Source organism: Streptomyces sp. ALI-76-A (genome assembly GCF_030287445.1).
In the GTDB taxonomy this organism is placed as follows: Bacteria; Actinomycetota; Actinomycetes; order Streptomycetales; family Streptomycetaceae; genus Streptomyces.
In genome coordinates, this window is the sequence record NZ_JASVWB010000002.1 from 3,384,435 (window position 1) to 3,410,652 (window position 26,218).

Consider the following 26,218-nt stretch of genomic DNA (forward strand, 5'->3'; position numbering starts at 1 on the left):
GAACGGATCAGGGGTTTTCCGCACTCTCCTCGGCATCCGAACACTCGTCCTTTAGTGCTGCATTGTCCGGATTTGCCGACAGCCGTGTAACAGCGGTTCAAGGCCGGTCCAGGAGCGGGAATCTGCCGGTCATGAACCACAACACCCCGGTCCCCCCGCTCTCCCCCCGCCCCCTCCGGCACCAGTCCGAGGCACCCCGCCGTGTCCTGACCACCGCCCACCTCCGCTCGCACGGCGTCTCGGTCGCGGAGATCAGCGAACACTGCCGGGCGGGCGGGCCCTGGCAGCAGATCCTCCCGGGGGTCTTCCTGCTCCACCCCGGCCCGCCCACCAGCGAGGAGCGGCTGCACGCGGTGCTGATGTACGCCGCCCGGGAGCAGACGGCCGGGGTCCCGGCCCAGCCCGGCGCGGACGACCCGCACCGCCCGGTGTACGCGGACGCGATGATCACCGGCATGGCGGCGCTCACCCTGTACGGCTTCAGCTCGGCCCCGCCCCTGCTCTCCCTGGACCGCGTCGACGTCCTGGTCCCCCGTCTGCGCCGGCTGCGCTCGACGGGGTGCGCGCGGATCGTGCGGACGGCCACGCTGCCCACGCCCGAGCCGGTGACGGGCCTGCCGGTGGCCCCGGTGCCACGCGCCCTGGCCGACGCGGTGGCCGCACTGACGGACGCGGGCGCCGTACGCCGGCTGCTGACCGAGGCGGTACGCGGCGGGCACTGCGAACCCGCCGCGGTGGTACGGGAGCTGAACAACGCCAAGCTGCTGAGCCGGCCGCACGTGGTGGACGCGGTGGACTCCCTCCTCGCGGAGGGCCGGGCCATCGCGGAGGACCGCCTCTACCGGATGGTCCGGGAGTACGGCCTGCCCGACCCGGTGTGGAACGTGGACCTGCGCCTGCCCGGCGGCCCGCAGCTCGGCGGCCTGGACGCGTACTGGCCGGAACAGGCGGTGGCGGTGGAACTGGACACCCGCCCCCCGCGGCAGGGCCACCGGGAGGGCGACGACGCCCTGTGGTCCGAGTACGCCCGCAAGCGCGAGCACCTGGAGCGGCTGGGCATCACGGTCGTCCACATCACCCCGAAGAAGCTCCGGGACGCGCTGGACCAGCAGGCGACGGTCGTGCGTACGGCCCTGATGGCGGCGGGCGACCGGGACCCCGCCGCGTATGTCCTGGTCCTGCCCCGGTGATGACGGGCCCGAGCGGCACCAGGAGGGGGGAGCAGGGGCCGCGTGCCCGGTACGTACGTCCGGTGCGCGCGGCCCGTCGCCCGTCGCTACCCGCCGCAGAACTCCGCCTCGACCACGGCCTCGGTGTCGCCCGACCAGTCGCCGTTGACGTTGAGCGCGAGGGTGTGGCGGCCGTCCGCCGTCGTCACGGCCTCGGTGGAGGAGCCGTGGATGTCGCCGCCGTGGCCCCAGACGTGGACGCCGCAGCTGAGCGTGATGTCGCCGAGGCCGAGCCCGTAGTCGACGTCGGGGATCGGCGTGTCCGTCACCGTGGTCTTCATGGCCTTCAGCTGCGCGGGCGGCAGCAGCCGGCCGCGCAGGAGGGCGGAGTAGAAGCGGCCGAGGTCGGCCGAGGTGGAGACCATGTCGCCGGAGCCGAAGGCCAGCGCGGGGTTCAGCTCGGTGACGTCGTAGGTGGGTCCCGTGGTGTCCTCGGCCAGCTTGGAGTAGGCGCGGCTGCTGGGCCGGGGCAGGGTGGGCCGGGTGCCGGGGACCGAGGTGCCCGTCAGCCCGAGGGGTTCGACGATGCGGTCGCGGACCTCGGCTCCGTACGAGTGGCCCGTGACCCTCTCGATCACCAGGGCGGCCAGGGTGTAGTTGGTGTTGGAGTAGGACCAGGAGGCGCCCGGTGCGAAGCGCGGCGGGTGGGCCATGGCGACGGCGATCAGGTCCTCGGGGGTCCTGCGGTCGTAGCGGTGCTTCAGGAAGCCGTCCGCGAGGACGTACGTCTCCACGAAGGTCCGGTCGTCCGTGTAGTCGTAGACGCCGCTGGTGTGGTTGAGGAGCCGGCGCAGGGTGATCGCGCGGCCGTCGTGGCCGTGCCCGCGGACCAGTCCCGGCAGCCACCTCTCCACCGTGTCGTCCAGCGACAGGCGGCCCTCCGCCTCCAGTTGGAGCAGCACCGTGGCGACGAAGGTCTTGGTGACGCTGCCCACGCGGTAGTGGTCCCGCGCCGAACGCGGCCGGCCCGTCGCCAGGTCGCCGACGCCGGCTGTCATCGACCAGGTGCCCCGCCGGTCCTTCGCCGTCACCGTCACCCCGGGCACCCCGGCCTCGACGGCCGCCTCGGCGGCCTCACGGGTCGCCTCGTGGCCACCGCCTCCGGCCGGCCGGCCACCGCCTCCGGCCGGTCCCGCCGCGACCGCGGGTCCCGCCAGGGCCACCGACAGCGCCACCGCGGTCGCCGCCGTCCACCTCGTCCGTACCGTCATGCTCTTCCCCCCTCCCGCTCACCATCGAGCAGCCGTCGGGCCGCCGTCGGGCCCGGTCGGACGGAGGGACCCCGTCGCCGGCACGGAAGTTGAGACACCGCGTCCGGTTGGGCGGTTTTCAGCCCTTCTTCAGCACCAGCTCCGTGTTCCGGTCCTCCGCGTCGCCCGCGAGGTTCTGGCCGGCGCCGGGCGCGTTGAGGGACAGCTCGCGGTAGAGGGCGGCCAGACCGGTCTGGGAGAGGTCGCCGAAGTCCGTGCGGTGCGGCGCCGAGGACTCGACGCAGGTGGTGAAGACCGACAGGGTGCCGTCCTTGTTGTCCACCAGCTCGATCACCCGGGCGAGCTGCGGGTAGTCGACGTGGGAGGCGGTGGAGATCTCCCAGAAGGAGCGGCCGTCGGGCGCGGAGTGCGGGGTGATCTCGTTGCGGTGGATGTGGCCGTTCACCCAGGCCAGGACGTTCGCGTGACTGCCGAGCAGGGCGATCACCTCCTGGCCGTTGTGGCGCCGCTCGCCGGGACGGGCCGGGTCGGGGCGGGTGTTGGTCATCGTCTCGCTGGTGTGGTGGCTGAAGACCACCGCGTACGCGTCCTTGTTGTCCCGCAGCGTCCTGTCCAGCCATCTCAACTGGGCCGTTCCGACGGACCCTTGGTAGTGGCCGCCCGGGTCGGTGGTGTCGAGGCTGATGCCGATCACGTCGTCGGCGATGCGGAAGCTGTAGTACTGGGTGCCCGTGTCGAGGTTGGCGGTGGAGTAGCCGTGACCTACCGGGCCGAGGCCCTGGTAGGCAGGATCCAGGTGGGCCTCGAGGTACTCGGCGGCGGTGAACGGGGCACGCCGCTCGTCGGGGGTGACCGAGCGCATGTCCCGGGTGTGCGCCTTGAGCAGGTCGCGGAACGCGGTCCCCTGGGGGTCCGTGGCGTTCCTGATGGCGTCCTGGAGCTTCTTCGCCTCGGCCGCGGGCAGGCTCATCAGCTTCTTGCCGCCGACGGCGTACTCGGCGAGCCAGGAGTCGCCGTGGCCGTAGCAGCCGAGCGGCATGGAGTCGTGGTTGCCGACCGTGGAGTACCAGGGCAGGTTCAGGCCGGGGCTGTTGAACTCCCGCAGCGCGGCGGCCAGATAGCCCTCCAGGTGCGGGAAGCCGAGCTGCTTGTCGGTGTCGCGGACGGTCGTGCCGGGCTGCCAGTACTGCTTGAGGCCGCTGTTCTGCACGCCCTCGTAGTGGCGCGGGTCGCCGGAGTTGGCGGTGACCCGGCCGCCGCTCATGATCGTCAGGAACCAGTCCAGCTCGGTCCTCGCGTTGTTGTCGGTGTTGTCGCCGGTGGTCATGGCGAAGTGCAGCGGGGTGCCGGTGACGGGGGCGCCCCGCAGCGCGTTGATCCGCTCGACCAGCGAGATGGCGCCGGGCACGGTCAGCGCCTCGTGCGGCCGCCAGGCGTGGATGTCGGTGGAGCGCAGGTACTCCAGCCGCATCGGGTGCTGGGTGTCGATCAGGTGCAGGTCGGTGAGCTGCACGAACGCGGCGAGGGCGGTGCGGCGGCCGGCCCGCCCGGTCCGGGGCGCGGCCAGCTCGCCGCGGACCGTGCGGCTCCAGCCGGGGCCGTCGCCGAGGCGGCGGAAGCCGGTCCGGGTGCGCGGCGCGGAGACCGTGGCGAGGGTGGTACCGCGGGTGTAGGGAGCGAGCGGCGCGGCCGGGGCGACGCGGGACTGGGCCACGGGCACCTGGGCGGCGCCCGCGCCGGTGGTCGTCGGGGCGGCCTGGCTGTCGGTGGGCCGCAGGGCGTAGCCGGCGCCCGCGGAGAGGGTGACCGCCGCGGTGGCGGCGAGGACGGTACGGCGGTGGGCCCCGAGTGCGGAACCGGCGACAGAGCGTGTGCGCGACATGGCGCGATCTCCCCGAGTGCGAACGCGTCGGCAGGGTCGCGGGGCGGTCGCTGTCGCGAACATCCCGCTCACTCTGGATCGTTGGCACCAGGCATGACCTGCGCGTGAACGAGGCGGCAACGCGCAGCGCCGATCACCGTACGTGGATCTTGGACTACCCTGCGCGCCCTCGACCGCTCCCCGGACGGCCGGGGAGCGGCTACTCCGTGTTCATCTGCCCGGGTAGGGGAGCCGTTCCGGGCGGGGTGCCGGGCAGCGTGTCGAGCGGGGTGTCGAGCCGTCCGGTGGGCGGCCGTTCGCGCCACAGCCGCAGTCCGATCCCGACCATCGGCGTCTGGTGCAGGCCCGGCACGGCGTCCAGGTCGAGCCAGGCGGCCATGTCCGTGGAGCCGCCGATCTCGTAACGCAGTTCACCGTCGGCGATCCGGCCCTCGTAGAAGAGCCGTACGCCCTGGAAGTCGACGGCGCGTCCGAAGCGGTGCGGGAAGACGCGGTGGAACGAGTGGGTGCCCAGCAGGCCGGTGACCTCGACGCGGTATCCGGTCTCCTCGGCCACCTCCCGCAGGACGGTGTCGTAGGGATCCTCGCCGTGCTCCATGCCGCCGCCGGGGAGGGTCCACTCCGGCGGGCCGCCGTCCGGCGACGGGGACCGGGAGAGCAGCAGCTGTCCGTCGCGCACGCACAGGGCGTAGGCCGCCACCCGCAACTTCCTTCGCACCTACGGACGTTAACCCATCCAGGGACGCTTTCCAGGCGACTTGCACCTTTCGGGCCCCATCTCCGCATAGGGCATAGGGGGTTTTCCCCATGCCCTCATATCGATTCGGTCAACTCTCCCTGAGCGTCCTTCCCATGGGTAAAGCTGTGCGATCGTCCGGGATCACATTCCGGACCAGCGCGACCGGCGCCCGATCAACCCCGGTCGCACACCGCTCGTTCCTTTACCTACAAGGGATGCCGATGACCCTCACCCCCCAGCGCGATCCGATATCCGGCGCGAGACGCGCGGTCCGGATCGCCGTGGCCGCCGGTCTGGTGGCCGCACTCTCCGCCGCGGGGCCGGTTCCGATGGCCCTCGCCGCCGACGAAGCGCCCGTCGCCGCCGACCCGGGCGTGAAGTCCGCCCACGACAAGCTCGGTTCCGACGACGCCGACGCGCTCGCCGAGGCCAAGGCCGACGGCGACAAGAGCGTCACGCTGATGGTCGCGACCGCGCCCGGCCAGACCGAGAAGGTCGCCGGGCAGCTCGACGCCGTCCAGGGCGGCCTGGTCGGCAAGACCTACGACAAGCTCGGCTACGTCCGCGCCACGGTGCCCACCGGCAAGGCGGACGCCGCCATCGCCGCCGCCGTGAAGCTCCCCTCCGTGCACGGCGTCGACCTGCGCCAGGAGATCCTGCTGGACGACCCGACACCGAGCGCGGACGCCGCCAAGGGCGCCGCGGGCAAGGGCACGGCCGGGTATCCCGCGCCGAACCGGAAGACCCCCGCCGAGAACCCGTACAACCCGTCCTTCGAGACGGGTGCCGTCGACTTCGTCGAGGACCACCCGAAGGCGGACGGCCGGGGCGTGACCATCGGCGTCCTCGACTCGGGTGTCGACATCGCCCACCCGGCGCTGCAGAAGACCACCACCGGTGAGCGGAAGATCGTCGACTGGGTGACGGCGACCGACCCGGTCAACGACGGCGACGGCTCGTGGCGCCGGATGCTCACCTCGGTGGCCGGCCCGGCGTTCACCGCGACCCCCGTCGGCGGCAGCGCCGAGGCGTTCTCGGCCCCGGCCGGCTCGTACAGGTTCAACTACTTCTACGAGTCCGCGACCGCGGGCGGCGACCAGCTCGGCGACGTCAACCGCGACGGCGACACCACCGACGTCTGGGGCGTGCTGTACGACGCCGCGGCCGGCACCGTGCGCGTCGACCTGGACGACGACCGCGACTTCGCCGACGAGCAGCCGATGAAGCCGTACAAGGACGGCTACCAGATCGGTTACTTCGGCACGGACAACCCGGCGACCGAGGTCGCCGAGCGCATCCCGTTCGTGGTCGAGATCCGCAAGGACGTCGTCTACAACGCGGCCGGCGCCAAGGCCGACTACGTCAACATCGGCATGATCTCCAGCGAGCACGGCACCCACGTGGCCGGCATCACCGCCGCGAACGGGCTGTTCGGCGGCAGGATGGACGGCGCCGCGCCGGGCGCGAAGATCGTCTCGTCCCGTGCCTGCGTGTTCGGCCCGGGCTGCACCAACGTCGCCCTCACCGAGGGCATGATCGACCTGGTCGTCAACCGCGGTGTCGACATCGTCAACATGTCGATCGGCGGCCTGCCGGCGCTGAACGACGGCAACAACGCGCGCGCCGAGCTGTACACGCGCCTCATCGACACCTACGGCGTGCAGCTGGTCATCTCGGCCGGCAACTCCGGCCCCGGCGCCAACACCATCGGCGACCCGGGCCTGGCCGACAAGGTCATCTCGGTCGGCGCGTCCATCTCCAAGGAGACCTGGGCCGCCAACTACGGCTCGGTCGTGGAGAAGAAGTACGCGATGATGCCGTTCTCCTCGCGCGGTCCGCGTGAGGACGGCGGCTTCACGCCGACCCTGGTCGCCCCCGGCGCCGCGATCAACACGATCCAGACCTGGCTGCCGGGTGCCCCGGTCGCCGAGGCGGGCTACACCCTGCCGGCCGGCTACGGCATGCTCCAGGGCACGTCGATGGCGTCCCCGCAGGCCGCGGGCGCGTCCGCGCTGCTGCTGAGCGCCGCCAAGGCGAAGAAGATCGACCTCACCCCCGCCACCCTGCGCACCGCGCTCACCTCGACCGCCGACCACATCAAGGGTGTGCAGGCGTACGAGGAGGGGGTCGGCCTGATCAACATCCCGGACGCCTGGGACTCGGTCCTCGACGGCGCCACCGCCCACACCTACACGGTGAAGGCGCCGGTCGACACCGCGATCGACCAGTTCCTGAAGACGCCGGGCTCCGGCACCGGCCTCTACGACCGCGAGGGCGGCCTGAAGGCCGGGCAGAAGAAGACGTACGACGTCACGATCACCCGTACGTCCGGCCCGGACAAGCCGGTCCGGCACGAGCTGTACTTCGAGAACAACGCCGCGAAGACCTTCCGGATCGTCGGCTCCGACGAGGTGCGGCTCCCGCTGAACCAGCCGGTGACCGTGAAGGTCCAGGCCGCGCCGAAGTCCGCGGGCCTCAAGAGCGCGATCCTGGAGGTCGACGACCCGAAGACCGAGGGCATCGACCGGCAGGTCATGTCGACGGTCGTGGTCTCCCAGCCGCTGAAGTACACCTACGCGGCATCGGGCACGGTCCAGCGCAACAGCACCCAGTCGTACTTCGTGACCGTCCCCGAGGGCGCCAAGTCCCTGGAGGTCGCGATCGGCGGGCTGAAGGCCACGAGCCAGACCCGGTTCATCGCCATCGACCCGACCGGCGTCCCGTCCGACACCACCGGCACCCCGTACTGCTACAACAACTACCTCGCCGGCAACGGCTGCAAGCCGGACGTGCGGTCGTACGCCGACCCCCGGCCCGGTGTCTGGGAGATCGAGGTCGAGTCGCGCCGCACCTCGCCGCTGCTCGACAACCCGTACAAGCTGGACGTCGCCGTCCTCGGCGCGGTCTTCGACCCGGAGACCGTGACCGTGCCCGAGGCCAAGGTCGGTACCCCGGCCGCCGCCTCCTGGAAGGTGACCAACGGCTTCGCCGCGATCGACGGCAAGCTGGTGGGCGGCCCGCTCGGCTCCGCGAAGTCGGCCCGGCCGACCATCGCCACCGGCGAGACGCAGACCACCACGGTCGAGGTGCCCGCGGGCGCCAGGTCGCTGGACGTCGCCATCGGCAACGTCTCCGACCCGGCGGCCGACCTCGACCTGGTCGTGACGAACGCGGCCGGCACCGAGGTGGGCAGCTCAGCCGACGGCGACTCGGAGGAGACGGTGTCGATCCCGGCCCCGCCCGCCGGCACGTACACCGTCCAGGTCATCGGCTACGCGATCCCGGCGGGGACCACGGCCTACGACTACCAGGACGTGTTCTTCTCCGCCGCCCTCGGCAACGTCACCGTCGACGGCTCGACGCCGGTGAAGCTCGGCACGGGCGACTCCACGACGGTCTCCGGCAGCGTCGTCGCCGCCGCGGCCGCCCCGGCGGGCCGTGAGTTCTTCGGCCAGGTCCAGCTGGTCAACGCCCGCGGCACGGCCGCGGGCACCGGCAACGTGAAGATCGAGAAGGTCACGCCGTAACCGGTCCGGTACGGCAGGGGGCGGGCGCTCGTCGGACGGGCGCCCGCCCCTTCTCGTGCGCTCAGGCGCTCATTCGCAGGTGAGCCCGCGCGACTCGGCCAGCGAGCGGGTGAGCCGGGACCGTTCGGGGGCGATCTCCCGCTCGCCGACGATCCAGTGGTCGGGCCGGCTGTCCCCCCGGGCGATGCGGAGCAGCACCTGATCACCCGCGCTCAGGTCGGCCACCAGGGCACTGTCGGCCATGTAGGTGACCTCCTCCGCGTTCTTGGGCGGCGGCTCCGGCAGGTAGTACCGGGTCACCCGCACGGTGACACGCAGTGTCTCGGTGCCGGGAATCCGCTCCACGGCACTCGCCCTGCCCTCGGCCAGCAGGCGGGAGCAGGCGAGGTACTGGGGGCTGCCGAAGGCGTCCCCGCCCGCCTCCTGCTTGGCGGCCCCGCTGTCGGCGCCGTCCGACATGACGCCGGCGTCCCCCGAGGCCTGGGTCAGCAGCCACGCCATGCCCGACAGCACGGCCGCGACGGCGGTCACCGCGACGGTGCCGAAGGCGAGGTGGAGCGTACGGCGCCGGGTGCGGGACGGGCGTACGAGAACCGGCTCGGGGGCATGGGCGGGCGGCGGAGGTTCCCCGAGCACGTGCCCGATGACGCCCAACTGCTCACGCAGCAGCGCCAGATCGGACTCGGCGGAACGGTGTTCGGCCATGAAGCCGGCGTCCGCGCGGGCGGCGTCCGACAAGGGCTCGTCGATGATGGCGGCCATCAGCGCGTCCATGCCGGCGCGTCCGTCGTGTCCGTCGTGTTCGGCGGTCACGTCACACCACCTCGTCCTCGTGCAGCCGCGCCCGCAGGGCGCGTACGGCCGTGTGCAGTCTGCTCTTCACCGTGCCCTCCGGGATGCCGAGCTCCTCGGCGATCCCGCGTACCGGCAGATCGGCGTAGAAGCGCAGGACGACGACCTGGCGCTGGGCGTCGGGCAGCTCGTCCAGGCCCTGGGCGACGGCGAGGGAGAGCAGGCTGGTGTCCTCGCCGGAGGGGTGTGCCGGCTGGCGCAGGGAGGCCAGGCGTTCACCGATGCGCTCCTGGCGGCGCTTGGCCCGGTGCCAGTCCATGGCCAGGTTGGACGCGACGACCGCCGCCCACGCGGACACGTCCCGCGGCGCCTCGTCCCCCCGCGCCACCCGCTCCAGCAACCGCAGGCGGACCTGCTGCACCCCGTCCGGCAGGTCCGCCTGCGGCACCCCGCCCAGGGCGAGCACCGCCCGCACCCGGCGTTCCTGGGCCGCGTCCAGTGGATCGTCGAGCACACCGTGCTGACCGTCCGCCTGGCCGCGGCGGGCCTTTCTGCGCAGCACAGCCACCCCTCTCCCCCGCGTTTCCCCTATGACGCCACCGGCGGCCGGAACGTTCACCCTTCTTTTCCGGCGTTCCGCGGAGGCGTACGTCACACCTTCGCGTGGCCGCTCGCGGTGTGGGCAGGGACCGGGCAGCACAGCTTGCGGTCCGGAGCCGTCGCCGGGCGAATTCCTCCAGTTCGGGCGGGGTGGGTGTGGAGAACCACGGCCGTCGCCCGACCGGTCGCGTCCCATTCCTCGGGCGCCGCGCGCAAAGAATTGGACAGGCGGGCCGGGACTGACCGCATGATGGAAACGCCTCGGCCACACACCGGGCACACGCAGGTCACGTAGAGAGCACGCAGAAGGAGTCGCCGTGAGGGTCGGAATCGTCGGAGCCACCGGTCAGGTCGGCACGGTCATGCGCAGGATTCTCACGGAGCGTGCCTTCCCGGTGACCGAGCTGCGCCTGTTCGCCTCGGCCCGCTCGGCGGGGACGGTCCTGGACGGCGTGACCGTGGAGGACGCGTCGACGGCCGACTACACCGGGCTGGACATCGTGCTGTTCTCCGCGGGCGGCTCGACCTCGAAGGCGCTGGCCGAGAAGGTCGCCGCGCAGGGCGCGGTCGTGATCGACAACTCGTCGGCGTGGCGCCGCGACCCGGACGTGCCGCTGGTCGTGGCCGAGGTGAACCCGCACGCGGCCGCCGTCCGCCCCAAGGGCATCATCGCCAACCCGAACTGCACCACGATGGCCGCGATGCCGGTCCTGAAGCCGCTGCACGCCGAGGCGGACCTCCAGGCGCTGGTCGTCGCCACCTACCAGGCGGTGTCCGGCTCCGGTGTGGCCGGCGTGGAGGAGCTGTTCGAGCAGGTCAAGAAGGTCGGCGAGGACGCTCCGAAGCTGGCGCACGACGGCTCGGCGGCCGAGTTCCCCGCGCCGCACAAGTACGTGGCGCCGATCGCCTACAACGTGCTCCCGCTGGCGGGCTCCATCGTCGACGACGGTCTGCACGAGACCGACGAGGAGCAGAAGCTGCGCCACGAGTCCCGCAAGATCCTGGAGATCCCCGGGCTGAAGGTCTCCGGCACCTGCGTCCGCGTCCCGGTCTTCACCGGCCACTCCCTCCAGGTCAACGCCCGCTTCGCCCGGCCGATCAGCGTGGAGCGCGCGAAGGAGCTGCTCGGCGGCGCTCCCGGCGTCGCGGTCACCGAGGTCCCGACCCCCCTCCAGGCGGCCGGCCAGGACCCGTCCTACGTGGGCCGCATCCGCCAGGACGAGACGGTCGACAACGGCCTGGCCTTCTTCGTCTCCAACGACAACCTCCGCAAGGGCGCCGCGCTGAACGCGGTGCAGATCGCGGAGCTGGTGGCGGCGGAGCTCGGCAAGTAGGACACGTGAAAGCGGGAGAAGGGGGGCGGTCATACAGCCGGTGACCGCCCCCCTTCCGGTGTCGGAGAGGTTCCGTGGGTCACGGAGCCAGGTGACGCCGGAGTGCCGCGTCGATCTCCGCCGCGCCCTGCCGCGGCACCGTGCCGAGCCGCCGAGGAAGGCGCTCCGGAGCGACGGCTCCGAGCTGCTCGCACCGCGCCTCGGAGTCCTCGGGCAGGTGGCACTCGTCCGCGCCGGAGGAGTATCCGGAACGTCAGGACGCGCGTCGTGACGGGGGGCCTTCATGGAAGGATGGCGCAACCCACCCATAACGAGGAGATGACCGCGTGCCTGGCACAAACCTGACTCGCGAAGAGGCGCAGCAGCGGGCGAAGCTGCTCACCGTTGACTCGTACGAGATCGATCTCGACCTCTCCGGCGCGCAGGAGGGCGGTACCTACAGGTCCGTGACCACGGTGCGCTTCGATGTCACGGAGAGCGGCGCGGAGACCTTCATCGACCTGGTCGCGCCGACCGTCCACGAAGTCACCCTCAACGGCGACCCGCTCGACCCCGCCGAGCTCTTCGCGGACTCCCGGATCGCGCTGCCGGACCTGCTGGACGGCCGCAACATCCTGCGGGTCGTCGCGGACTGCGCGTACACCAACACCGGTGAGGGCCTGCACCGGTTCGTCGACCCGGTCGACAACCAGGCCTACCTCTACACCCAGTTCGAGGTGCCGGACGCCCGCCGGGTCTTCGCGAGCTTCGAGCAGCCCGACCTGAAGGCCACCTTCCAGTTCACCGTGCGGGCGCCGGAGGGGTGGACGGTCATCTCCAACTCGCCCACCCCCGAGCCCAAGGACAGCGTCTGGGTCTTCGAGCCGACGCCGCGCATCTCGACGTACATCACCGCCCTGATCGTCGGCCCGTACCACTCCGTGCACAGTGTGTACGAGAAGGACGGCCAGTCCGTGCCGCTCGGCATCTACTGCCGTCCCTCGCTCGCCGAGCACCTCGACTCGGACGCCATCTTCGAGGTGACCCGGCAGGGCTTCGACTGGTTCCAGGAGAAGTTCGACTACGCCTACCCGTTCAAGAAGTACGACCAGCTGTTCGTGCCGGAGTTCAACGCGGGCGCGATGGAGAACGCGGGCGCGGTCACCATCCGCGACCAGTACGTGTTCCGGTCCAAGGTGACCGACGCCGCGTACGAGGTGCGGGCGGAGACGATCCTGCACGAGCTGGCCCACATGTGGTTCGGCGACCTGGTCACCATGGAGTGGTGGAACGACCTGTGGCTGAACGAGTCGTTCGCCACCTACACCTCCATCGCCTGCCAGGCCGCCGCGCCCGGCTCGCGCTGGCCGCAGTCCTGGACGACGTTCGCCAACTCCATGAAGACCTGGGCGTACCGGCAGGACCAGCTGCCCTCCACCCACCCGATCATGGCGGACATCAGCGACCTGGACGACGTCCTGGTCAACTTCGACGGCATCACGTACGCCAAGGGCGCCTCGGTGCTGAAGCAGCTCGTGGCGTACGTCGGTGAGGACGAGTTCTTCGCGGGCGTGCAGGCGTACTTCAAGGCGCACGCGTACGGCAACACGCGCCTGTCAGACCTGCTGGGCGCCCTGGAGACGACCTCCGGGCGCGACCTGAAGTCCTGGTCGAAGGCGTGGCTGGAGACCGCCGGCATCAACATCCTGCGCCCGGAGATCGAGACGGACGCCGACGGTGTCGTCACCTCCTTCGCGATCCGCCAGGAGGCCCCGGCCCTGCCCACGGGTGCCAAGGGCGAGCCGACCCTGCGCCCGCACCGCATCGCGGTCGGCCTGTACGACCTGGACGAGGGCAGCGGCAAGCTGGTGCGCGGCATGGGGGTCCCCCCGCTCGAGCGAAGCCGAGAGTGGGGGAGGGTCGAGCTGGACGTCGACGGTGAGCTGACCGCCGTGCCGCAGCTGGTCGGCAAGCGCCGCCCGGCCGTGGTGCTGCTCAACGACGACGACCTGTCGTACGCCAAGGTCCGCCTGGACGAGCAGTCCCTCGCCTTCGTCACCGAGCACCTCGGCGACTTCGAGTCGTCCCTCCCCCGCGCGCTGTGCTGGGCGTCGGCGTGGGACATGACCCGCGACGCCGAGTTGCCGGCCCGCGCCTACCTGTCCCTGGTCCTCTCGGGCATCGGCAAGGAGTCCGACATCGGCGTCGTGCAGTCGCTGCACCGCCAGGTGAAGCTGGCGATCGAGCTGTACGCCGACCCGGCCGCCCGCGAGACGCTGCTGGCCCGCTGGACGGACGCCACGCTGGCGCACCTGCGCGCCGCGGCACCGGGCAGCGACCACCAGCTGGCCTGGGCGCGCGCGTTCGCCGCGACGGCCCGCACGCCGGAGCAGCTGGACCTGCTGGACGCCCTGCTGGAGGGCACCCAGACGATCGAGGGCCTGGCCGTCGACACCGAGCTGCGCTGGGCGTTCGTGCAGCGGCTGGCGGCGGTGGGGCGCTTCGACGAGGCGGAGATCGCCGGCGAGTACGAGCGGGACCGGACGGCCGCCGGTGAGCGGCACGCGGCCACCGCCCGGGCCGCCCGTCCGACGGCGGAGGCCAAGGCGGAGGCGTGGGCGTCGGTCGTCGAGTCCGACAAGCTCCCGAACGCCGTCCAGGAGGCGGTCATCGGCGGCTTCGTCCAGACCGACCAGCGCGACCTGCTCGCCCCGTACACGGACGCGTTCTTCGCGGCGGTCAAGGACGTCTGGGAGACCCGCTCGCACGAGATCGCCCAGCAGATCGCGGTCGGCCTCTACCCGTCGGTCCAGGTCTCCGAGGAGACCCTGCGCAAGACGGACGAGTGGCTGGCCTCCGCGGAGCCCAACGCGGCCCTGCGCCGGCTGGTCTCCGAGTCCCGCGCGGGCGTGGAACGCGCCCTGAAGGCCCAGGCGGCGGACGCGGCGGCAGCGGACGCAGCGGCCGAGTAGCGGCGGTCTCGTCCCGTACGACGAGCGACGAGCGACGAGACGAACGGGGGTGTCCGGTAGCGAACCGGACGCCCCCGTTCGTCGTGCGCGCCGGGGCCGCGCCCCGCCCCTGACTCACCGGTGATCGGGGGACCGGGGAGGCTGGGAAGGCCGGGCGCCGGGAAGCCGGGCCGCCAGGACGCCGGGGCGGGGGCGCCGCCGGAAGGCCGGGGGCGCTCAGGACGCCGGGCCGCCGCCGGGGGGCCGGAAGGCCACGACGCCGGGCCGCCCGGGCGCCCGGCACTACCGCCGCACGGCCACGACCGTCCCGTCCAGCACGGCCTTCCCGGCATCACCGCCGCCCATCCCGGCGTCCACGGCGTTCCCGGCAACGCCCCTCCCGGCGTCCCTCCCGGTCGGGTCGGCCGGGCGTGCGGGCCCCGTGCCGCCCTGGCCAAGTTGTCCGGCGACCGTCGCCGCGAACGCCAGTGCCATGCCCGCCAGCTGCACCGGAGTCAGCGCCTGGCCGAGCGCCGCCCAGCCGACCAGCGCCGCGGTCAGCGGTGACAGCGGGCCGAGGAAGGTGACCTGGGTGGCGGTGAGCCGGCCGATGCCGCGGAACCAGAGCCAGTACGCGACCGCCGTGTTCGCGAGGGCCAGGTAGAGGTAGCCGCCGACCGCCCGGCCGTCCAGCGCGGGCGGCGCGCCCTCGGCCAGGAAGGCGACGGGGGCGATGAGCAGGCCGCCCGCGGTCAGCTGCCAGGCGGTGAGGGCCAGCGGGCCGACGCCGTCGGGGCGGCCCCACCGCTTGGTCAGGACGGTGCCGGCGGACATCGAGGCGGTCGAGGCGAGGGCCGCCAGCACGCCGACCGTGTCGAGCGCCCCGGCCGCCTTCAGTACGACCAGGCTCACCCCGGACGCGGCCACGATCCCGGTGAGCACACTCCGTGGCGTCGGCCGCTGCCCCAGGAGCAGCGCCGACAGGCCCACGACGAAGAGCGGGCCGACCGAGCCGACGACCGCCGCCATCCCGCCCGGCATCCGGTACGCCGACAGGAACAGCAGCGGGAAGAAGGCCCCGATGTTCAGCGCGCCGAGCACCGCCGCCTTCCCCCACCAGGCGCCCCGCGGCAGTACCCGGGCGAGGGCCAGCAGGACCAGTCCCGCGGGCAGGGCGCGCACGAGACCGGTGAACAGGGGTCGGTCGGCCGGGAGGAACTCGGTGGTGACGGCGTACGTGGTGCCCCAGGAGACCGGGGCGAGGGCGGTGAGCAGGACGACCGCGGGCCGCTTCATGACCGGCACCCTTCGAAAGGCGGCTGGGCAGGCTGGGCAGACAGCCTGGTGGATAGCCGGCAGATAGCTCGGCTTTAAGTAGCTTAGCCCTAAGCAACTTACAGTCAAGCTACTTTCTTGCGGGCGACCGGAAGCGGGACGGATACTCGCTCCATGAGTGCACAGCGCGCGCGGCGCGGGGACCCGGTGGACGCGATCATCGAGCAGTGGGCCGAGGTGCGGCCCGACCTCGACACCGCCGCCATGGAGGTCTTCGGCCGGATCTACCGGCTCTCACGCGCGATGGGCGACCGCACGGAGAGGGCGTACGCGGCGCTCGGCATCGGGCGCGGCGAGTTCGACGTCCTGGCCACCCTGCGCCGCTCCGGCGAGCCGTACACCCTCTCGCCCCGTCAGCTGTCGGCCACGCTCATGCTCACCACCGGCGGGATGACCGGCCGCCTCGACAAGCTGGAACGGGCCGGACTGCTGCGCCGCTCCCCCGACCCGCACGACCGCCGGGGCCTCCAGGTCACCCTGACCGACAAGGGACTGGAACTGGTCGACCGCGCGGTCGGCGCGGGCCTCGCCGTCCAGACGGAGGCCCTGTCCGCCCTGGACGCCGAACAGGCCGGCCACCTGGCCGGCCTGTTGCGGGAGTTGCTGTTGTCGACGGAGACGCCGGCGAAGTAGCCCCCGAGGAGCAGTCACCGGAGAAGGCAGCCACCGCTCCGGCCGTGACAGGCCGAGGGCGCCGGCCTCGCACCCCCGTGCGGCGGACGCGGGCACGGGAGCGGGAGACGGCGCCCTGATGGCATCGAGGCGGGGGCAGGCCGGACCGAGGGGTCGCGGCGTGCCCGGGGAAGGCGTGACGACCCGGTCCTGCCGGGTCGGCCGCACACCGTCCGGGGCGGAAGAACCGCCGCGGTCAGGCCTTCGCGTCGGCCTTGGGCTTGGTCCTGATGTTGCGGCTGGTCACCCGGTGCGACTCGTGCGACTTGTCGAGGACCATCACCAGGCCGGCGATGACCGCGAACAGCACGATGGGGGCCACGACGAACAGGCCCAGCGTCTCGACGACGCTCAGGCCCGTGCCGGGGTCGTCACCGTCGTCGCGGGTCAGCGCCGAGGCGGGGGACGACAGGAGCAACATCATCAGCGTCGTACCGGCGGCCAGGGCGCCGGCGCGCAGGGCGTTCTTCTTGTCCACGGTGCCAACGTATCCAACGGGGTTCGGGGGTGCGCGTCCGGGGTGCCGTATGAGGCGCGTACGAGGGGCGGAAGCCCGGCCGGGTGTCTGGGCACCTCGGCCGGCCGGACGTCTCCTCACCCCGCTCCGGGCGGCCCCGCGTCCCGGGCCCGGAGCACCTCCACCAGCGCGTGCAGCCTCGGCGACGCCGCGAGCTCCTCCAGGGTCACCGGCTTCCCCTCCGCGTCCGCGATCGGCAGGCGCCAGTTCGGATACTGGTCCCAGGTGCCGGGGAGGTTCTGGGGGCGGCGGTCGCCGACGGTGTCGGGGAGCCAGACGCCGAGCATGCGGGCCGGGGTGCGCAGCAGGAAGCGGTGCACGGCCTGGATCTCCGCCTCCTCCGAGGACGGGTCGGTGCCGCCGCCGCTGCCCTGAAGGAGGCCGAGCCGGGCGAGCAGCTCCAGCCACTCCGCCGCGTCCGCCGCCGCCTCGGCCCGCTCCTCCTCCAGGGGCCGGGTCAACAGGCCCAGTCGGTCGCGGAGTTCGACGTGTTCGCCGGTGAGGCGGGAGGCGGTGGGCGGCAGGTCGTGGGTGGTGGCGGTGGCCAGGCAGTCGGCCCGCCAGTGGTCGGGGGGCAGCGGACGGCCGTCCCCCTCCCAGTCCCGCTCGAACCACAGGACCGACGTGCCGAGCACACCCCGCTCGCGCAGCGACTCCCGCACACCCGGTTCCACGGTGCCCAGGTCCTCGCCGATCACCACCGCCCCGGCCCGTGAGGCCTCCAGCACGAGGACGGCGAGCATGGCCTCGGCGTCGTAGTGGACGTACGTGCCGTCCGTGGGTGCCTCGCCCAGCGGGACCCACCACAGGCGGAACAGTCCCATGACGTGGTCGATGCGCAGGGCGCCGGCGTAACGGAACAGCGCCCTGAGCAGGGCGCGGAAGGGCGCGTAGCCGGACTCGGCCAGGCGGTCCGGGCGCCAGGGCGGCAGGCCCCAGTCCTGGCCGCGCGCGTTGAACGCGTCCGGAGGGGCGCCGACCGACATGCCCGCCGCGAAGTACTCCTGCTGCGCCCACGCGTCCGCGCCGCCGGGGTGCACGCCCACCGCCAGGTCGTGGACGATGCCCACCGGCATGCCCGCCTCGCGTGCCGCGCGCTGGGCGGCGGTGAGCTGGGTGTCGGTGAGCCAGGCGAGCAGGGAGTAGAAGTCCACCCGGTCCATCAGCTCCCGGCGGGCGCGCGCGGTGTCGGCCGAGCGCGGGTCGCGCAGGCCGGCCGGCCACCGGTGCCAGTCGGAGCCGTGCACCTCGGCGAGCGCGTACCAGGTGGCGTGGTCCTCCAGGGCCTCGCCCTGCTCGGCGAGGTAGTCGCAGTAGGCGGCGCGCCGGCCCGGACCGAGCGGTACCTCCCGCACCAGCTCCAGCGCCTCCCGCTTGAGCTCCCACACGGCGTCCCGGTCGATCAGCGCGCCCTTCTCCAGCACCGACGCGCTCAGCCGCTCCGCCCGCTCCGCCAGGCCCCGCGCTGCCGCGCGGTCGGCGACCTGCGCGTACTCGGGGATGTCCGCCACCCGCAGGTGGACCGGGTCGGGGAAGCGGCGCGAGGAGGGCCGGTAGGGGGAGGGGTCCGTGGGGGTGCCGAGCACGGCCGCGTGCAACGGGTTGACCTGAACGAATCCGGCGCCGAGCGCGCGGCCGGCCCAGGAGGCCAGTTCGGCGAGGTCACCGAGGTCGCCCATGCCCCAGGAGTGCCGGGACAGAAGGGAGTAGAGCTGGACGAGCAGGCCGTACGAGCGTCCGGGGGGCGCGGGCAGCCGGGCCGGGGCGACGACCAGGTGGGCTTCGGCGGTGCGGCCGTCGGGGGCGGTGGCGGTCAGCCGGTGGAGTCCGGGCGGGAGCTGGTCGGCGGCGGCGCGGGTCTCGCCCTGTTCGGTGGTGACGCGCAGCCGGGTGCCGGCCGGGAGGGCGTCGAGGGCGGCGCACGGGCCGCCGCTCCAGCGCACGACGGTGGGCGGCAGCAGCCGCTCGCGCAGCTCCCGCTCCCGGGCGGCGAGCGCGGCGCGGACCGCCTCGGGGGTGTCGACGGCGACGCCCAGGGCGGTCAGGGTGCGGGTGACGGCGGTCGCCGAGGCCGCGACCGTACGGTCCGGGGAAGGGCTGAAGGAGGTGGCCACGCCGTAGAGCACGGCGAGCCTGGACAGATCCTCGGAGGGCGGCTCGGCCGGCCGGGGCGCGGTCATCTACGGCTCCGCGTGGGTATCGGACTCGCTGGTCAGCGGGGCGGCGTCGGCGAGCGGCGGCTCGCTGGTCAGGGGTTCGGCGTCGGGCAGGGGCGGTTCGCTGGTGAGCGGGGCCTCGCCGCAGGCGCCCTCCGCGCTGAACACGCACAGGTGGAGTTCGGGCACGGCGGACGGCTCCGCCTCGGGCAGGGCGGACCGGTCCGCCCCGGGTTTGGAGAGGGCCGAGAGCAGAAGGTGTGCCGATGCGGCCACGGGTGCCTCCTTGTCGAGTACGACGAGCGGATACCGCAGCCCTACCCAGTGGCCGCGGCGGCAGACGTACACGAGGGAACAACGTGCCTCTCGTCACATTCCGTTCCGTTGCGGTACTTCCAGACTGGGACACATTCCGCGTGAAGGCCACTTCCGTCGGCCGGAGGGCGCCGGCGTCGGGCCTCGGGGCCCGGACGGGCGGCGCGGTTCGTGAACCGTGCGCTCCGCGGCCGTCGATAGACGGGGTGTGAGACTGTCTCGCCCCATGGGGGGCCACCGCGAGAAGGACGCAGGGGATGCCGCCGACGCAGGGGACGCGAGGGAGGCGGGGGACCAGGGGGAGGCGGGGACTTCGGACGCGACGCTCCTGCGGGCGGTCGCGGCCGGGGACTCGGCGGCGATGGCCGCGCTGTACGACCGGCACGCGGGGTGGCTGCACGCGCGGCTGACCCGGCGCTGCGCCGATCCGGAGGTCGTGCGCGAGGTGCTCCAGGACACCTTCGTGACCGTGTGGCGGTCGGCGGCCGGCCATCGCGGCGAGGTGGCCGGCGGCTGGCTGTGGACGATCGCCGCGCGCCGTCTGGTGGACGCCCGCCGGGTGCACGAGCGGGCCGCGCGCGCGGCGGCGCCCCTGGAGCCGGCGGACCGCGGGTACCCGTCCGCGGCGACCGCCCCCTCCGCGGAGGAACGGGTGCTGGCGTCGCTGGAGTACGGCGATGTGGGCACCGCCCTGGACCGGATCTCGCCGGAGCTGCGCGAGGTGCTGCGCGCGACGGTCGTCGACGGGCTGACCACCCGCGAGACCGCCAGGCTGCTCGGCATCCCGGAGGGGACCGTCAAGTCCCGGGCGATGCGCGCCCGCGCCGAACTGCGCGCGGCCCTCGCCCGGTTGAACCCGTCACTTCTGGGAGGCACGGCATGACCGGCTGGCACGCGTCCGACGACCTCGTCACCCGCTACGGTGACGGCTCACTGCCGGAGCCGGACGCCTGGTCCCTGGAGAAACACCTGGAGAGCTGCGTCCGGTGCGCGACCCGCGTGTCCCACGCGGTCCGCGGGACGCCGGCCGGGGTGGTTCTGGCGGAGGTTCGGGAGGTGGTCCTGGGGGCGGCTCCGGCAGCCTCGGCGGCTCCCCAGGCCACGGCGGCCCAGGCGGCACTGCCCGCTCCCACTCCTCCCGGGCCCCGCGCCCCGGCCGTCACCCCGTCGCGGGCCCGCCTCCCGCGGCCCCTCGTCCTTCCCGCCCCCGGCCCCCGCCTCGCCCATGTCCTGTGGTCCGCCGGGCCCGCCGTGCGCGGGGCCTGGCTGCCGGCCGTGCTGCTCGTGGCCTTCGGCGCGGTCGCCCTCGCGTACGGGGCCGAGGTCACCGGCGTACGGACCCTGCTGCTGGCCGTCGCCCCCGTCGTACCGGTCGCCGGGGTCGCGTTGTCCTACGGGGCGCACGCCGATCCGCTGTACGAGATCACCGCGGCCACCCCGTCGGCCGGGCTGCGGCTGGTGCTGACCCGGACGGCCGCCGTGCTCGCGGTGAGCCTGCCGCTGCTGACCCTCGCCGGAGTGCTGGTGCCGTCCTCGGGGGCGCCGGGTGCCGCCGCCTGGCTGCTGCCGGGGCTCGCGCTCACGCTGGTGTCGCTGGCGCTGGCCGGCTATGTCGGCCGGCCGGCGGCGACGGCCGTGACCGCCGGCGGCTGGCTGTGCGCCGTGCTCGCGCCGGTGCTCGTCGCGCCGGGCGGCCGGCTGACGGCCCGCCTGGCGGAGCAGCTCGCGTACTGCCTCGACGGCGCCCCGGCACAGGGTGCCTGGGCGGCGGCGGCCGTCCTGTCCGCCGTCCTGCTGGCCGCCCGCCGGTCCGCCTACGACCACCTGGCACGGCGTTGACCCCGGCCGGAGACGGATCCCGCCCGCGGCGCGCCCACCATGCCCCGCTTCCCACGTCTGGAGAACCGTTGAGCACGATACGAGTGACCGGGCTGCGCGTCCGGCACCGCAGAACCGTCGCCCTCGACTCGGTGGACCTCGACTTCGCCCCCGGTGTGCACGGCCTGCTCGGGCCGAACGGCGCCGGGAAGACCTCCCTGATCCGCGTCCTGGCCACGGTCGCCGCGCCGGCCGGCGGCACGGTGGAGCTGCTCGGGGCCGATGTCCGCGACCGCCGCGAGCGGGCCGCGGTACGGCGGCGGCTGGGCTACCTGCCGCAGGAGTTCGGCTACTACCCGGGCTTCACCGTGCGGGAGTTCGTCGCCTACGTGGCCTGGCTGAAGGAGATGCCCGCCGCCGGGACCCCGGCCGCCGTCGAACGGGCCGTCGCCCGCGTCGGTCTCGCCGACCGGATCGACGCCAAGGTGAAGACACTGTCCGGCGGCATGGTCCGCCGTGTCGGCATCGCGCAGGCCATCGTCAACGACCCCGACGTACTGCTGCTCGACGAGCCGACCGCCGGCCTCGACCCGGAGCAGCGCGTGGAGTTCCGCGCGCTGCTGCGCGAGCTGGGCGGCTCGTCCACCGTCATCGTCTCCACCCACCTGGTGGAGGACGTGGCGGCGGCCTGCACCGAGGTCACCCTGGTCGAGGCGGGCCGGGTCGCCTACCGCGGCACGCCCGAGTCGCTCTCCGGGCTCGGCGAGGCGGCCGACGGCGTCGGCGACAACCCGATCGAGCGCGGCTACACCGCCGCCCTGCGCGCCCACCGCGCGTGCGCCGCACCGGCCCCGGCACTCGAAGGGACGGCGCGATGACCCTCGCGACGGAGAACGGACGAGAGACCTCGACGCACCCCGCGCGTCCCCGGCGCCCCCGCCACCCGCTGCGCGCGGAACTCGTCCGCGGCTTCGGGCCGTGGGCGGGGGCCGCCGTCCTGCTGATGTTCGCCGTCACGCTGGCGACCAGCGCCGAGCAGTGGCAGGGCGACTGGGCCGAGACCCGCGAGAAGCTGCACGCGGCGGCGGGACTGCTCGGCGTCCCGCTGGCGCTGGCCGCGGGTTGCTGGCAGGGCGGACGCGAGCGCAGACGCGGTACCGAGGAGCTGTGGGCGGTGTCCGCGCGGAGCCCGCTCGCCCGGCTGCTGGCGTCGGCGCTGCCGCAGGCGCTGTGGGTGATCGCCGGGTACACGGTCGCGGTCGTCCTCGCGTGGCTCGCCACCTGGTACTGCGCCACGGGCGACAGTCCCTACGTGATCGCGCCGCTCACGGACGCCGCCGTCCTGGCCTCGGGTGTCGTGGCGGGCCAGGTCGTGGGCCGGCTGGTGGCCTGGCGGCTCGCGGCACCGCTGCTGGCGGTGGGCGCGTACGTCTCCATCGGCCTCCTCTCGTACAGCGGCGGCGACAACCCCCTCGTCCCGCTGTCCCCCGTCCCCGACGGCACGACCGACTCGGTCCCGGTGTGGTGGCAGCCGGTGGCGATGGTGGGGTGGACGGGAGGTCTCGCGGCCGGCGCGGTCCTCGCCCACGCCGCCCGCCGCCGGGGGTTCGCGGTGCTGCCGCTGGCCGCCGCGACCGCCGCGGCCACGCTGCTGGTGCAGACCGGCGACGACGCGTGGCACACCGGCGCGATCGCCCGCCGCCAGGTGTGCGACACCTCCACCACCCCGCAGATCTGCGTGAACGCCCGCCACGAGAGGCTGCTGCCGCAGGTCACGGACGCCCTGTCCGGACTCACCGGCCGCCTGGAGGGGGTGCGGAACCTGCCCGTGCGGTTCGAGGACCTTCCGGGGCCGCCGGCGCGGGACGAGGTCGAGCTGCCGATGCTCACGCCGGTCGGCTGGTCCGTCGTGCGCGGTGAGCTGGCCGATCCCCGGGAGTACGCGTGGGCCGCCGGGATGTCGCTGTACGGCCGGATCGAGTGCGAGGAGCCGCATCCGTCGCTGGACGCGGTCGACAACGCCGTGGAGTACTATCTGGCGCCCAGCCCGATGGAGCGGCGCTTCGACGAGCAGTACGCCACCAGGGGCGAGGCCGAGCGCGCCGAGCTCAGGGCCCGGCTCGACGCCCGCGCCCGGCTGAAGGCGATGGGTGAGCAGGAGCGCCGCGACTGGCTGTCGGCGTACTTCGCCACGACCGACGAGTGCGCCCCGGGCAGGGTGCCGGCGCTGTGACCGACGGCCTCGGGCTGTACGCCCGCTCGCGCTCCGGCACCGCGCTCGACGGTCCGCTCCTCCACGCCCGCTCGCGTGCTCTCCCGCGCGCCCTCGCCGCGCTCCTCGCCACCGCCGCCCTCGCCGTGTGGGCGGCGCACGGCCTGGACGCCTACGTGGATCCGTTCCGGCGGGTGCCGGTCGTGGCGCTGGCCCCGCTGTTCGCCGCCGCGGTGACCGGGACGAGCCTGCACTCCGCGTCCGACGAGCTGGACCGTACGGCGGTGCGCCCCTGGTGGCCGCGGCGGGCGGTCCACCTGCTGGCCCTGACCGCGCTCGCCGCGGCCCTGCTGTCGGTGGCGGTGCTCGGGCACGCCTCCGTGTTCGGGCCGCCCGCGATGGTCCGCAACACCCTCGGCTGTACGGGCCTGACGGCGGCCGCCGCCGTGCTGTTCGGCGCCCGGCTGAGCTGGCTGCCGGCGTTCGGCTACGTCAGCGCGGTGTACCTGGGGTCGGCCGGCGCGCACGGCCGGGTGAGCGCGGTGTGGACGTGGCCGGTGCAGCCGGGCGCCGGGCTGCTCCCCTGGGTGACGGCGGTGTCCCTGTTCGTGGCGGGCGGGACGCTGTACGTGGTGCGCGGGGCGCGGGCACAGGGGCCGCGCGGCTGAGTCGCCGGGCGCGGGCACGGCGAGGGGCCCCGCGCCCTGGACGGCGTGGGGCCCGTGGGCCACCGGACGGGTCCCCGGGTATACGAAAGCCCGGATCGTCGTCAGGCAGAGATGCCGTCGATCCGGGCCAGGGCGTCGTCCGCGCCGTACGGCTGCAAGTACGGCAGCCAGCGCGGATCCCTATGGCCGGTCCCGATGATGCGCCAGGCCAGGCCGGTGGGCGGGGCGGGTTTGTGACGCAGCCGCCAGCCGATCTCGACGAGATGGCGGTCGGCCTTGACGTGGTTGCAGCGACGGCAGGACGCGACGACGTTGTCCCAGACGTGCTTGCCCCCGCGGCTGCGCGGGATGACGTGGTCGACGCTGGTTGCGACGCCACCGCAGTACATGCACCGGCCCCCGTCACGGGCGAAGAGCGCCCGCCGGGTGAGCGGAACGGGCCCCCGGTAGGGAACCCGGACGAACCGCTTGAGCCGGACCACGCTGGGTGCGGGGACAGTGACGGTCGCGCTGTGCATGAAGGCGCCGGACTCCTCGAGGCACACGGCCTTGTTCTCCAGGACGAGGATCAGCGCGCGGCGCAGTGGTACGACGCCGAGCGGCTCGTACGACGCGTTCAGGACCAGGACATGCGGCACGGACGGCCTCCTTGGACGCCGGCGGCGCGTGGCTCGCGCCGGGACGATTTCGTAGTCAGTCTCCCCTCATGCCTGGCGGAAGCGCCACCATGTCCCCGTAACGGGCTGGGAGTGTTTTCGACCACATCCGGTTCCTCCCCGGGATCACGAACGGTTCATCCCACCTGTTCATCCCCGGGTGGCGGCGTCCTCTCCCCCGAACATCGCGACGATCCACACACGATGCCCCGATAGTGTGGTGGACCTGCCCCGCCGGTGACCTTTTCGTGACCTTGAACCACGACGGACGACCTTGACCACTGCCGGAGGGGCGGACCGCCGCACCTGGAGGTTCCTGCCGTGTCCTTGTCCGCCGTCCTGTCGGCCGCCGGTCCGTCGCCGTCGCCGTCCCCCACCGAGACGCCGACCGCTCCGGTCGTGCCGTCGCTCGAGGACGCCCAGGAGAGCGCGACGAACGCCGCCAGCTGGATCGAGCAGAACTGGTCCACCTGGCTCGCGATCGGCCTGAGGGTCCTGCTGATCCTGGTGATAGCCGCGGTGCTGAGAGTGATGGTGCGGCGCGCGATCACCAAGCTGATAGACCGGATGAACCGCTCGGTCGGGTCGGTGGACGGCGCCGGGCTCGGCGGGCTGCTGGTGAACGTGGAGCGCCGCCGTCAGCGCTCGCAGGCGATCGGCTCGGTGCTGCGCTCGGTGGCGAGCTTCCTGATCCTCGGCACCGCCGCCCTGATGATCCTCGGCACCTTCCAGATCAACCTCGCCCCGTTGCTGGCCTCGGCCGGTGTCGCGGGCGTGGCGATCGGTTTCGGCGCGCGGAACCTGGTGACGGACTTCCTCTCCGGCGTGTTCATGATCCTGGAGGACCAGTACGGCGTCGGCGACATGATCGACGCGGGCGTGGCCTCGGGCGAGGTGATCGAGGTCGGTCTGCGCGTGACCAAACTGCGCGGCGACAACGGCGAGATCTGGTACGTCCGCAACGGCGAGGTCAAGCGCATCGGCAACCTGTCCCAGGGCTGGGCGACGGCCGGCGTGGACGTGACCGTCCGGGCGGACGAGGACCTGGAGAAGGTGCGGCGGACCCTGAGCGAGGTCGGCGAGAAGATGAGCCGGGAAGAGCCCTGGAACGAGCTCCTGTGGGGCCCGATCGAGGTGCTCGGCCTGGAGAGCGTGCTGCTGGACTCGATGGTCGTGCGCGTCACCGCGAAGACGATGCCCGGCAAGGCCCTCACCGTCGAACGCGAGCTGCGCTGGCGCATCAAGCGGGCCTTCGACGCGGCGGACATCCAGATCGTGGGCGGCCCGCCCGTCCTCACGCCGGAGGAACCCGACGCGGACCCCACGGCGGGCATGGCCGCCCCGTCGGCGTACGCCAACACCGGATCGCCGCAGGCACAGGCGGCCACGCCGCTGACGCCGCAGGCCCCGGCGAAGTAGCGGGCGGAAGGGCGTCGCAGACCGGCCGCGACGCCCGCCCGGGAAGACCCCCGGCCGCTCCCCGCCCGCGCCCACCGCCCCCGCAGGTAACGACTCCGTTGCCGCGGGGGCTCTCTCTTGACGTCCCGACCGCACCGCCCTATGGTCCAGACCACCAACAGGAAACCTTCCTAACAAACACCGCCGGATGGACTTGCCGGCTGGAT

The 26,218-nt window shown here is 73.4% G+C and carries 22 protein-coding genes; 11 read left to right on the forward strand and 11 right to left on the reverse strand.

Annotation, left to right across the window (positions count from 1 at the left end):
• Window positions 1-131 precede the first annotated feature (131 nt).
• A complete protein-coding gene (locus QQS16_RS16125) occupies window positions 132-1,190 on the forward strand; it encodes a hypothetical protein (protein WP_286062395.1) in 1,059 nt (352 codons plus the stop codon).
• Between the two features lie 86 nt (window positions 1,191-1,276).
• Here the strand turns inward: QQS16_RS16125 and QQS16_RS16130 are convergent, their stop codons facing one another.
• The 3 genes from QQS16_RS16130 to QQS16_RS16140 form a co-directional block, all read right to left on the reverse strand.
• Window positions 1,277-2,440 (reverse strand): serine hydrolase domain-containing protein, encoded by a 1,164-nt coding sequence (locus tag QQS16_RS16130; RefSeq protein WP_286062396.1) that lies wholly within the window; start codon window positions 2,438-2,440, stop codon window positions 1,277-1,279.
• 118 nt (window positions 2,441-2,558) lie between these two features.
• Window positions 2,559-4,322 (reverse strand): TIGR03767 family metallophosphoesterase, encoded by a 1,764-nt coding sequence (locus tag QQS16_RS16135; RefSeq protein ID WP_286062397.1) that lies wholly within the window; start codon window positions 4,320-4,322, stop codon window positions 2,559-2,561.
• A gap of 199 nt (window positions 4,323-4,521) precedes the next feature.
• Window positions 4,522-5,040 (reverse strand): NUDIX hydrolase, encoded by a 519-nt coding sequence (locus tag QQS16_RS16140; protein ID WP_286062399.1) that lies wholly within the window; start codon window positions 5,038-5,040, stop codon window positions 4,522-4,524.
• 242 nt (window positions 5,041-5,282) lie between these two features.
• Here QQS16_RS16140 and QQS16_RS16145 point away from each other — a divergent pair, with 242 nt between their 5' ends.
• Window positions 5,283-8,588 carry a S8 family serine peptidase gene (locus QQS16_RS16145; RefSeq protein ID WP_286062400.1) on the forward strand — a complete coding sequence of 1,102 codons (3,306 nt, stop codon included), beginning with the start codon at window positions 5,283-5,285 and terminating at the stop codon, window positions 8,586-8,588.
• Between the two features lie 69 nt (window positions 8,589-8,657).
• Here QQS16_RS16145 and QQS16_RS16150 read toward each other — a convergent pair whose 3' ends face one another.
• Both QQS16_RS16150 and QQS16_RS16155 read right to left on the reverse strand, forming a co-directional pair.
• Window positions 8,658-9,401 carry a hypothetical protein gene (locus tag QQS16_RS16150; protein WP_286062401.1) on the reverse strand — a complete coding sequence of 248 codons (744 nt, stop codon included), beginning with the start codon at window positions 9,399-9,401 and terminating at the stop codon, window positions 8,658-8,660.
• Between the two features lies 1 nt (window position 9,402).
• On the reverse strand, window positions 9,403-9,942 hold the full coding sequence (locus tag QQS16_RS16155; RefSeq protein ID WP_286062402.1) for a sigma-70 family RNA polymerase sigma factor: 540 nt from the start codon (window positions 9,940-9,942) through the stop codon (window positions 9,403-9,405).
• Window positions 9,943-10,297: 355 nt separating this feature from the next.
• Here QQS16_RS16155 and QQS16_RS16160 point away from each other — a divergent pair, with 355 nt between their 5' ends.
• Window positions 10,298-11,314 (forward strand): aspartate-semialdehyde dehydrogenase, encoded by a 1,017-nt coding sequence (locus QQS16_RS16160; protein ID WP_286062403.1) that lies wholly within the window; start codon window positions 10,298-10,300, stop codon window positions 11,312-11,314.
• 79 nt (window positions 11,315-11,393) lie between these two features.
• Here the strand turns inward: QQS16_RS16160 and QQS16_RS16165 are convergent, their stop codons facing one another.
• Window positions 11,394-11,531, reverse strand: coding sequence for a type II toxin-antitoxin system PemK/MazF family toxin (locus QQS16_RS16165; RefSeq protein ID WP_286066344.1), 138 nt, complete (start codon window positions 11,529-11,531; stop codon window positions 11,394-11,396).
• A 109-nt stretch (window positions 11,532-11,640) separates the two neighbouring features.
• On the opposite strand from QQS16_RS16165, the gene pepN reads away from it, so the two are divergent.
• Window positions 11,641-14,265 carry an aminopeptidase N gene (pepN, locus tag QQS16_RS16170; protein WP_286062404.1) on the forward strand — a complete coding sequence of 875 codons (2,625 nt, stop codon included), beginning with the start codon at window positions 11,641-11,643 and terminating at the stop codon, window positions 14,263-14,265.
• 282 nt (window positions 14,266-14,547) lie between these two features.
• Here pepN and QQS16_RS16175 read toward each other — a convergent pair whose 3' ends face one another.
• On the reverse strand, window positions 14,548-15,540 hold the full coding sequence (locus QQS16_RS16175) for an EamA family transporter (protein WP_286062405.1): 993 nt from the start codon (window positions 15,538-15,540) through the stop codon (window positions 14,548-14,550).
• 153 nt (window positions 15,541-15,693) lie between these two features.
• Here QQS16_RS16175 and QQS16_RS16180 point away from each other — a divergent pair, with 153 nt between their 5' ends.
• On the forward strand, window positions 15,694-16,212 hold the full coding sequence (locus QQS16_RS16180; RefSeq protein WP_286062406.1) for a MarR family winged helix-turn-helix transcriptional regulator: 519 nt from the start codon (window positions 15,694-15,696) through the stop codon (window positions 16,210-16,212).
• A gap of 235 nt (window positions 16,213-16,447) precedes the next feature.
• Here QQS16_RS16180 and QQS16_RS16185 read toward each other — a convergent pair whose 3' ends face one another.
• The 3 genes from QQS16_RS16185 to QQS16_RS16195 all read right to left on the reverse strand — a co-directional run bounded on the left by QQS16_RS16185 (window position 16,448) and on the right by QQS16_RS16195 (window position 19,200).
• The gene (locus tag QQS16_RS16185) at window positions 16,448-16,729 is read right to left on the reverse strand and encodes a hypothetical protein (protein ID WP_286062407.1); all 282 of its coding nucleotides are present in this window, start codon (window positions 16,727-16,729) and stop codon (window positions 16,448-16,450) included.
• A gap of 116 nt (window positions 16,730-16,845) precedes the next feature.
• Window positions 16,846-18,948 carry a 4-alpha-glucanotransferase gene (gene malQ / locus QQS16_RS16190; protein WP_286062408.1) on the reverse strand — a complete coding sequence of 701 codons (2,103 nt, stop codon included), beginning with the start codon at window positions 18,946-18,948 and terminating at the stop codon, window positions 16,846-16,848.
• Entirely contained in the window at window positions 18,949-19,200 is a 252-nt protein-coding gene (locus QQS16_RS16195; protein ID WP_286062409.1) for a hypothetical protein, read from the reverse strand.
• A 265-nt stretch (window positions 19,201-19,465) separates the two neighbouring features.
• Between QQS16_RS16195 and QQS16_RS16200 the strand changes: the two genes are divergently transcribed.
• From QQS16_RS16200 to QQS16_RS16220, 5 genes are all read left to right on the forward strand, one after another.
• Window positions 19,466-20,122 (forward strand): RNA polymerase sigma factor, encoded by a 657-nt coding sequence (locus tag QQS16_RS16200; RefSeq protein ID WP_286062410.1) that lies wholly within the window; start codon window positions 19,466-19,468, stop codon window positions 20,120-20,122.
• Window positions 20,119-21,078 (forward strand): zf-HC2 domain-containing protein, encoded by a 960-nt coding sequence (locus tag QQS16_RS16205; protein WP_286062411.1) that lies wholly within the window; start codon window positions 20,119-20,121, stop codon window positions 21,076-21,078. The genes QQS16_RS16200 and QQS16_RS16205 overlap by 4 nt, the downstream gene beginning before the upstream one ends.
• A 68-nt stretch (window positions 21,079-21,146) precedes the next feature.
• The gene (locus QQS16_RS16210) at window positions 21,147-21,935 is read left to right on the forward strand and encodes an ABC transporter ATP-binding protein (protein ID WP_286062412.1); all 789 of its coding nucleotides are present in this window, start codon (window positions 21,147-21,149) and stop codon (window positions 21,933-21,935) included.
• On the forward strand, window positions 21,932-23,290 hold the full coding sequence (locus QQS16_RS16215) for a hypothetical protein (RefSeq protein ID WP_286062413.1): 1,359 nt from the start codon (window positions 21,932-21,934) through the stop codon (window positions 23,288-23,290). Before QQS16_RS16210 ends, QQS16_RS16215 begins: the two co-directional genes overlap by 4 nt.
• Complete coding sequence (locus QQS16_RS16220; RefSeq protein ID WP_286062415.1) at window positions 23,287-23,937, forward strand: hypothetical protein; 651 nt, start codon at window positions 23,287-23,289, stop codon at window positions 23,935-23,937. Before QQS16_RS16215 ends, QQS16_RS16220 begins: the two co-directional genes overlap by 4 nt.
• A gap of 101 nt (window positions 23,938-24,038) precedes the next feature.
• Here QQS16_RS16220 and QQS16_RS16225 read toward each other — a convergent pair whose 3' ends face one another.
• A complete protein-coding gene (locus QQS16_RS16225) occupies window positions 24,039-24,575 on the reverse strand; it encodes an HNH endonuclease (protein ID WP_030670120.1) in 537 nt (178 codons plus the stop codon).
• Window positions 24,576-24,914: 339 nt separating this feature from the next.
• On the opposite strand from QQS16_RS16225, the gene QQS16_RS16230 reads away from it, so the two are divergent.
• Window positions 24,915-26,012: a mechanosensitive ion channel family protein gene (locus QQS16_RS16230; RefSeq protein WP_286062417.1), complete on the forward strand. Its 1,098-nt coding sequence runs from the start codon at window positions 24,915-24,917 to the stop codon at window positions 26,010-26,012.
• Window positions 26,013-26,218 lie beyond the last annotated feature (206 nt).

Bases quoted from the DNA above. Each gene is read 5' to 3' on its own strand.
- QQS16_RS16130 (WP_286062396.1), bottom strand. From the start codon at position 2,440: ATGACGGTACGGACGAGGTGGACGGCGGCGACCGCGGTGGCGCTGTCG.
- QQS16_RS16125 (WP_286062395.1), top strand. From the start codon at position 132: ATGAACCACAACACCCCGGTCCCCCCGCTCTCCCCCCGCCCCCTCCGG.
- QQS16_RS16205 (WP_286062411.1), top strand. From the start codon at position 20,119: ATGACCGGCTGGCACGCGTCCGACGACCTCGTCACCCGCTACGGTGAC.
- QQS16_RS16145 (WP_286062400.1), top strand. From the start codon at position 5,283: ATGACCCTCACCCCCCAGCGCGATCCGATATCCGGCGCGAGACGCGCG.
- QQS16_RS16135 (WP_286062397.1), bottom strand. From the start codon at position 4,322: ATGTCGCGCACACGCTCTGTCGCCGGTTCCGCACTCGGGGCCCACCGC.
- malQ (WP_286062408.1), bottom strand. From the start codon at position 18,948: ATGACCGCGCCCCGGCCGGCCGAGCCGCCCTCCGAGGATCTGTCCAGG.
- QQS16_RS16200 (WP_286062410.1), top strand. From the start codon at position 19,466: ATGGGGGGCCACCGCGAGAAGGACGCAGGGGATGCCGCCGACGCAGGG.
- QQS16_RS16175 (WP_286062405.1), bottom strand. From the start codon at position 15,540: ATGAAGCGGCCCGCGGTCGTCCTGCTCACCGCCCTCGCCCCGGTCTCC.
- QQS16_RS16180 (WP_286062406.1), top strand. From the start codon at position 15,694: ATGAGTGCACAGCGCGCGCGGCGCGGGGACCCGGTGGACGCGATCATC.
- QQS16_RS16215 (WP_286062413.1), top strand. From the start codon at position 21,932: ATGACCCTCGCGACGGAGAACGGACGAGAGACCTCGACGCACCCCGCG.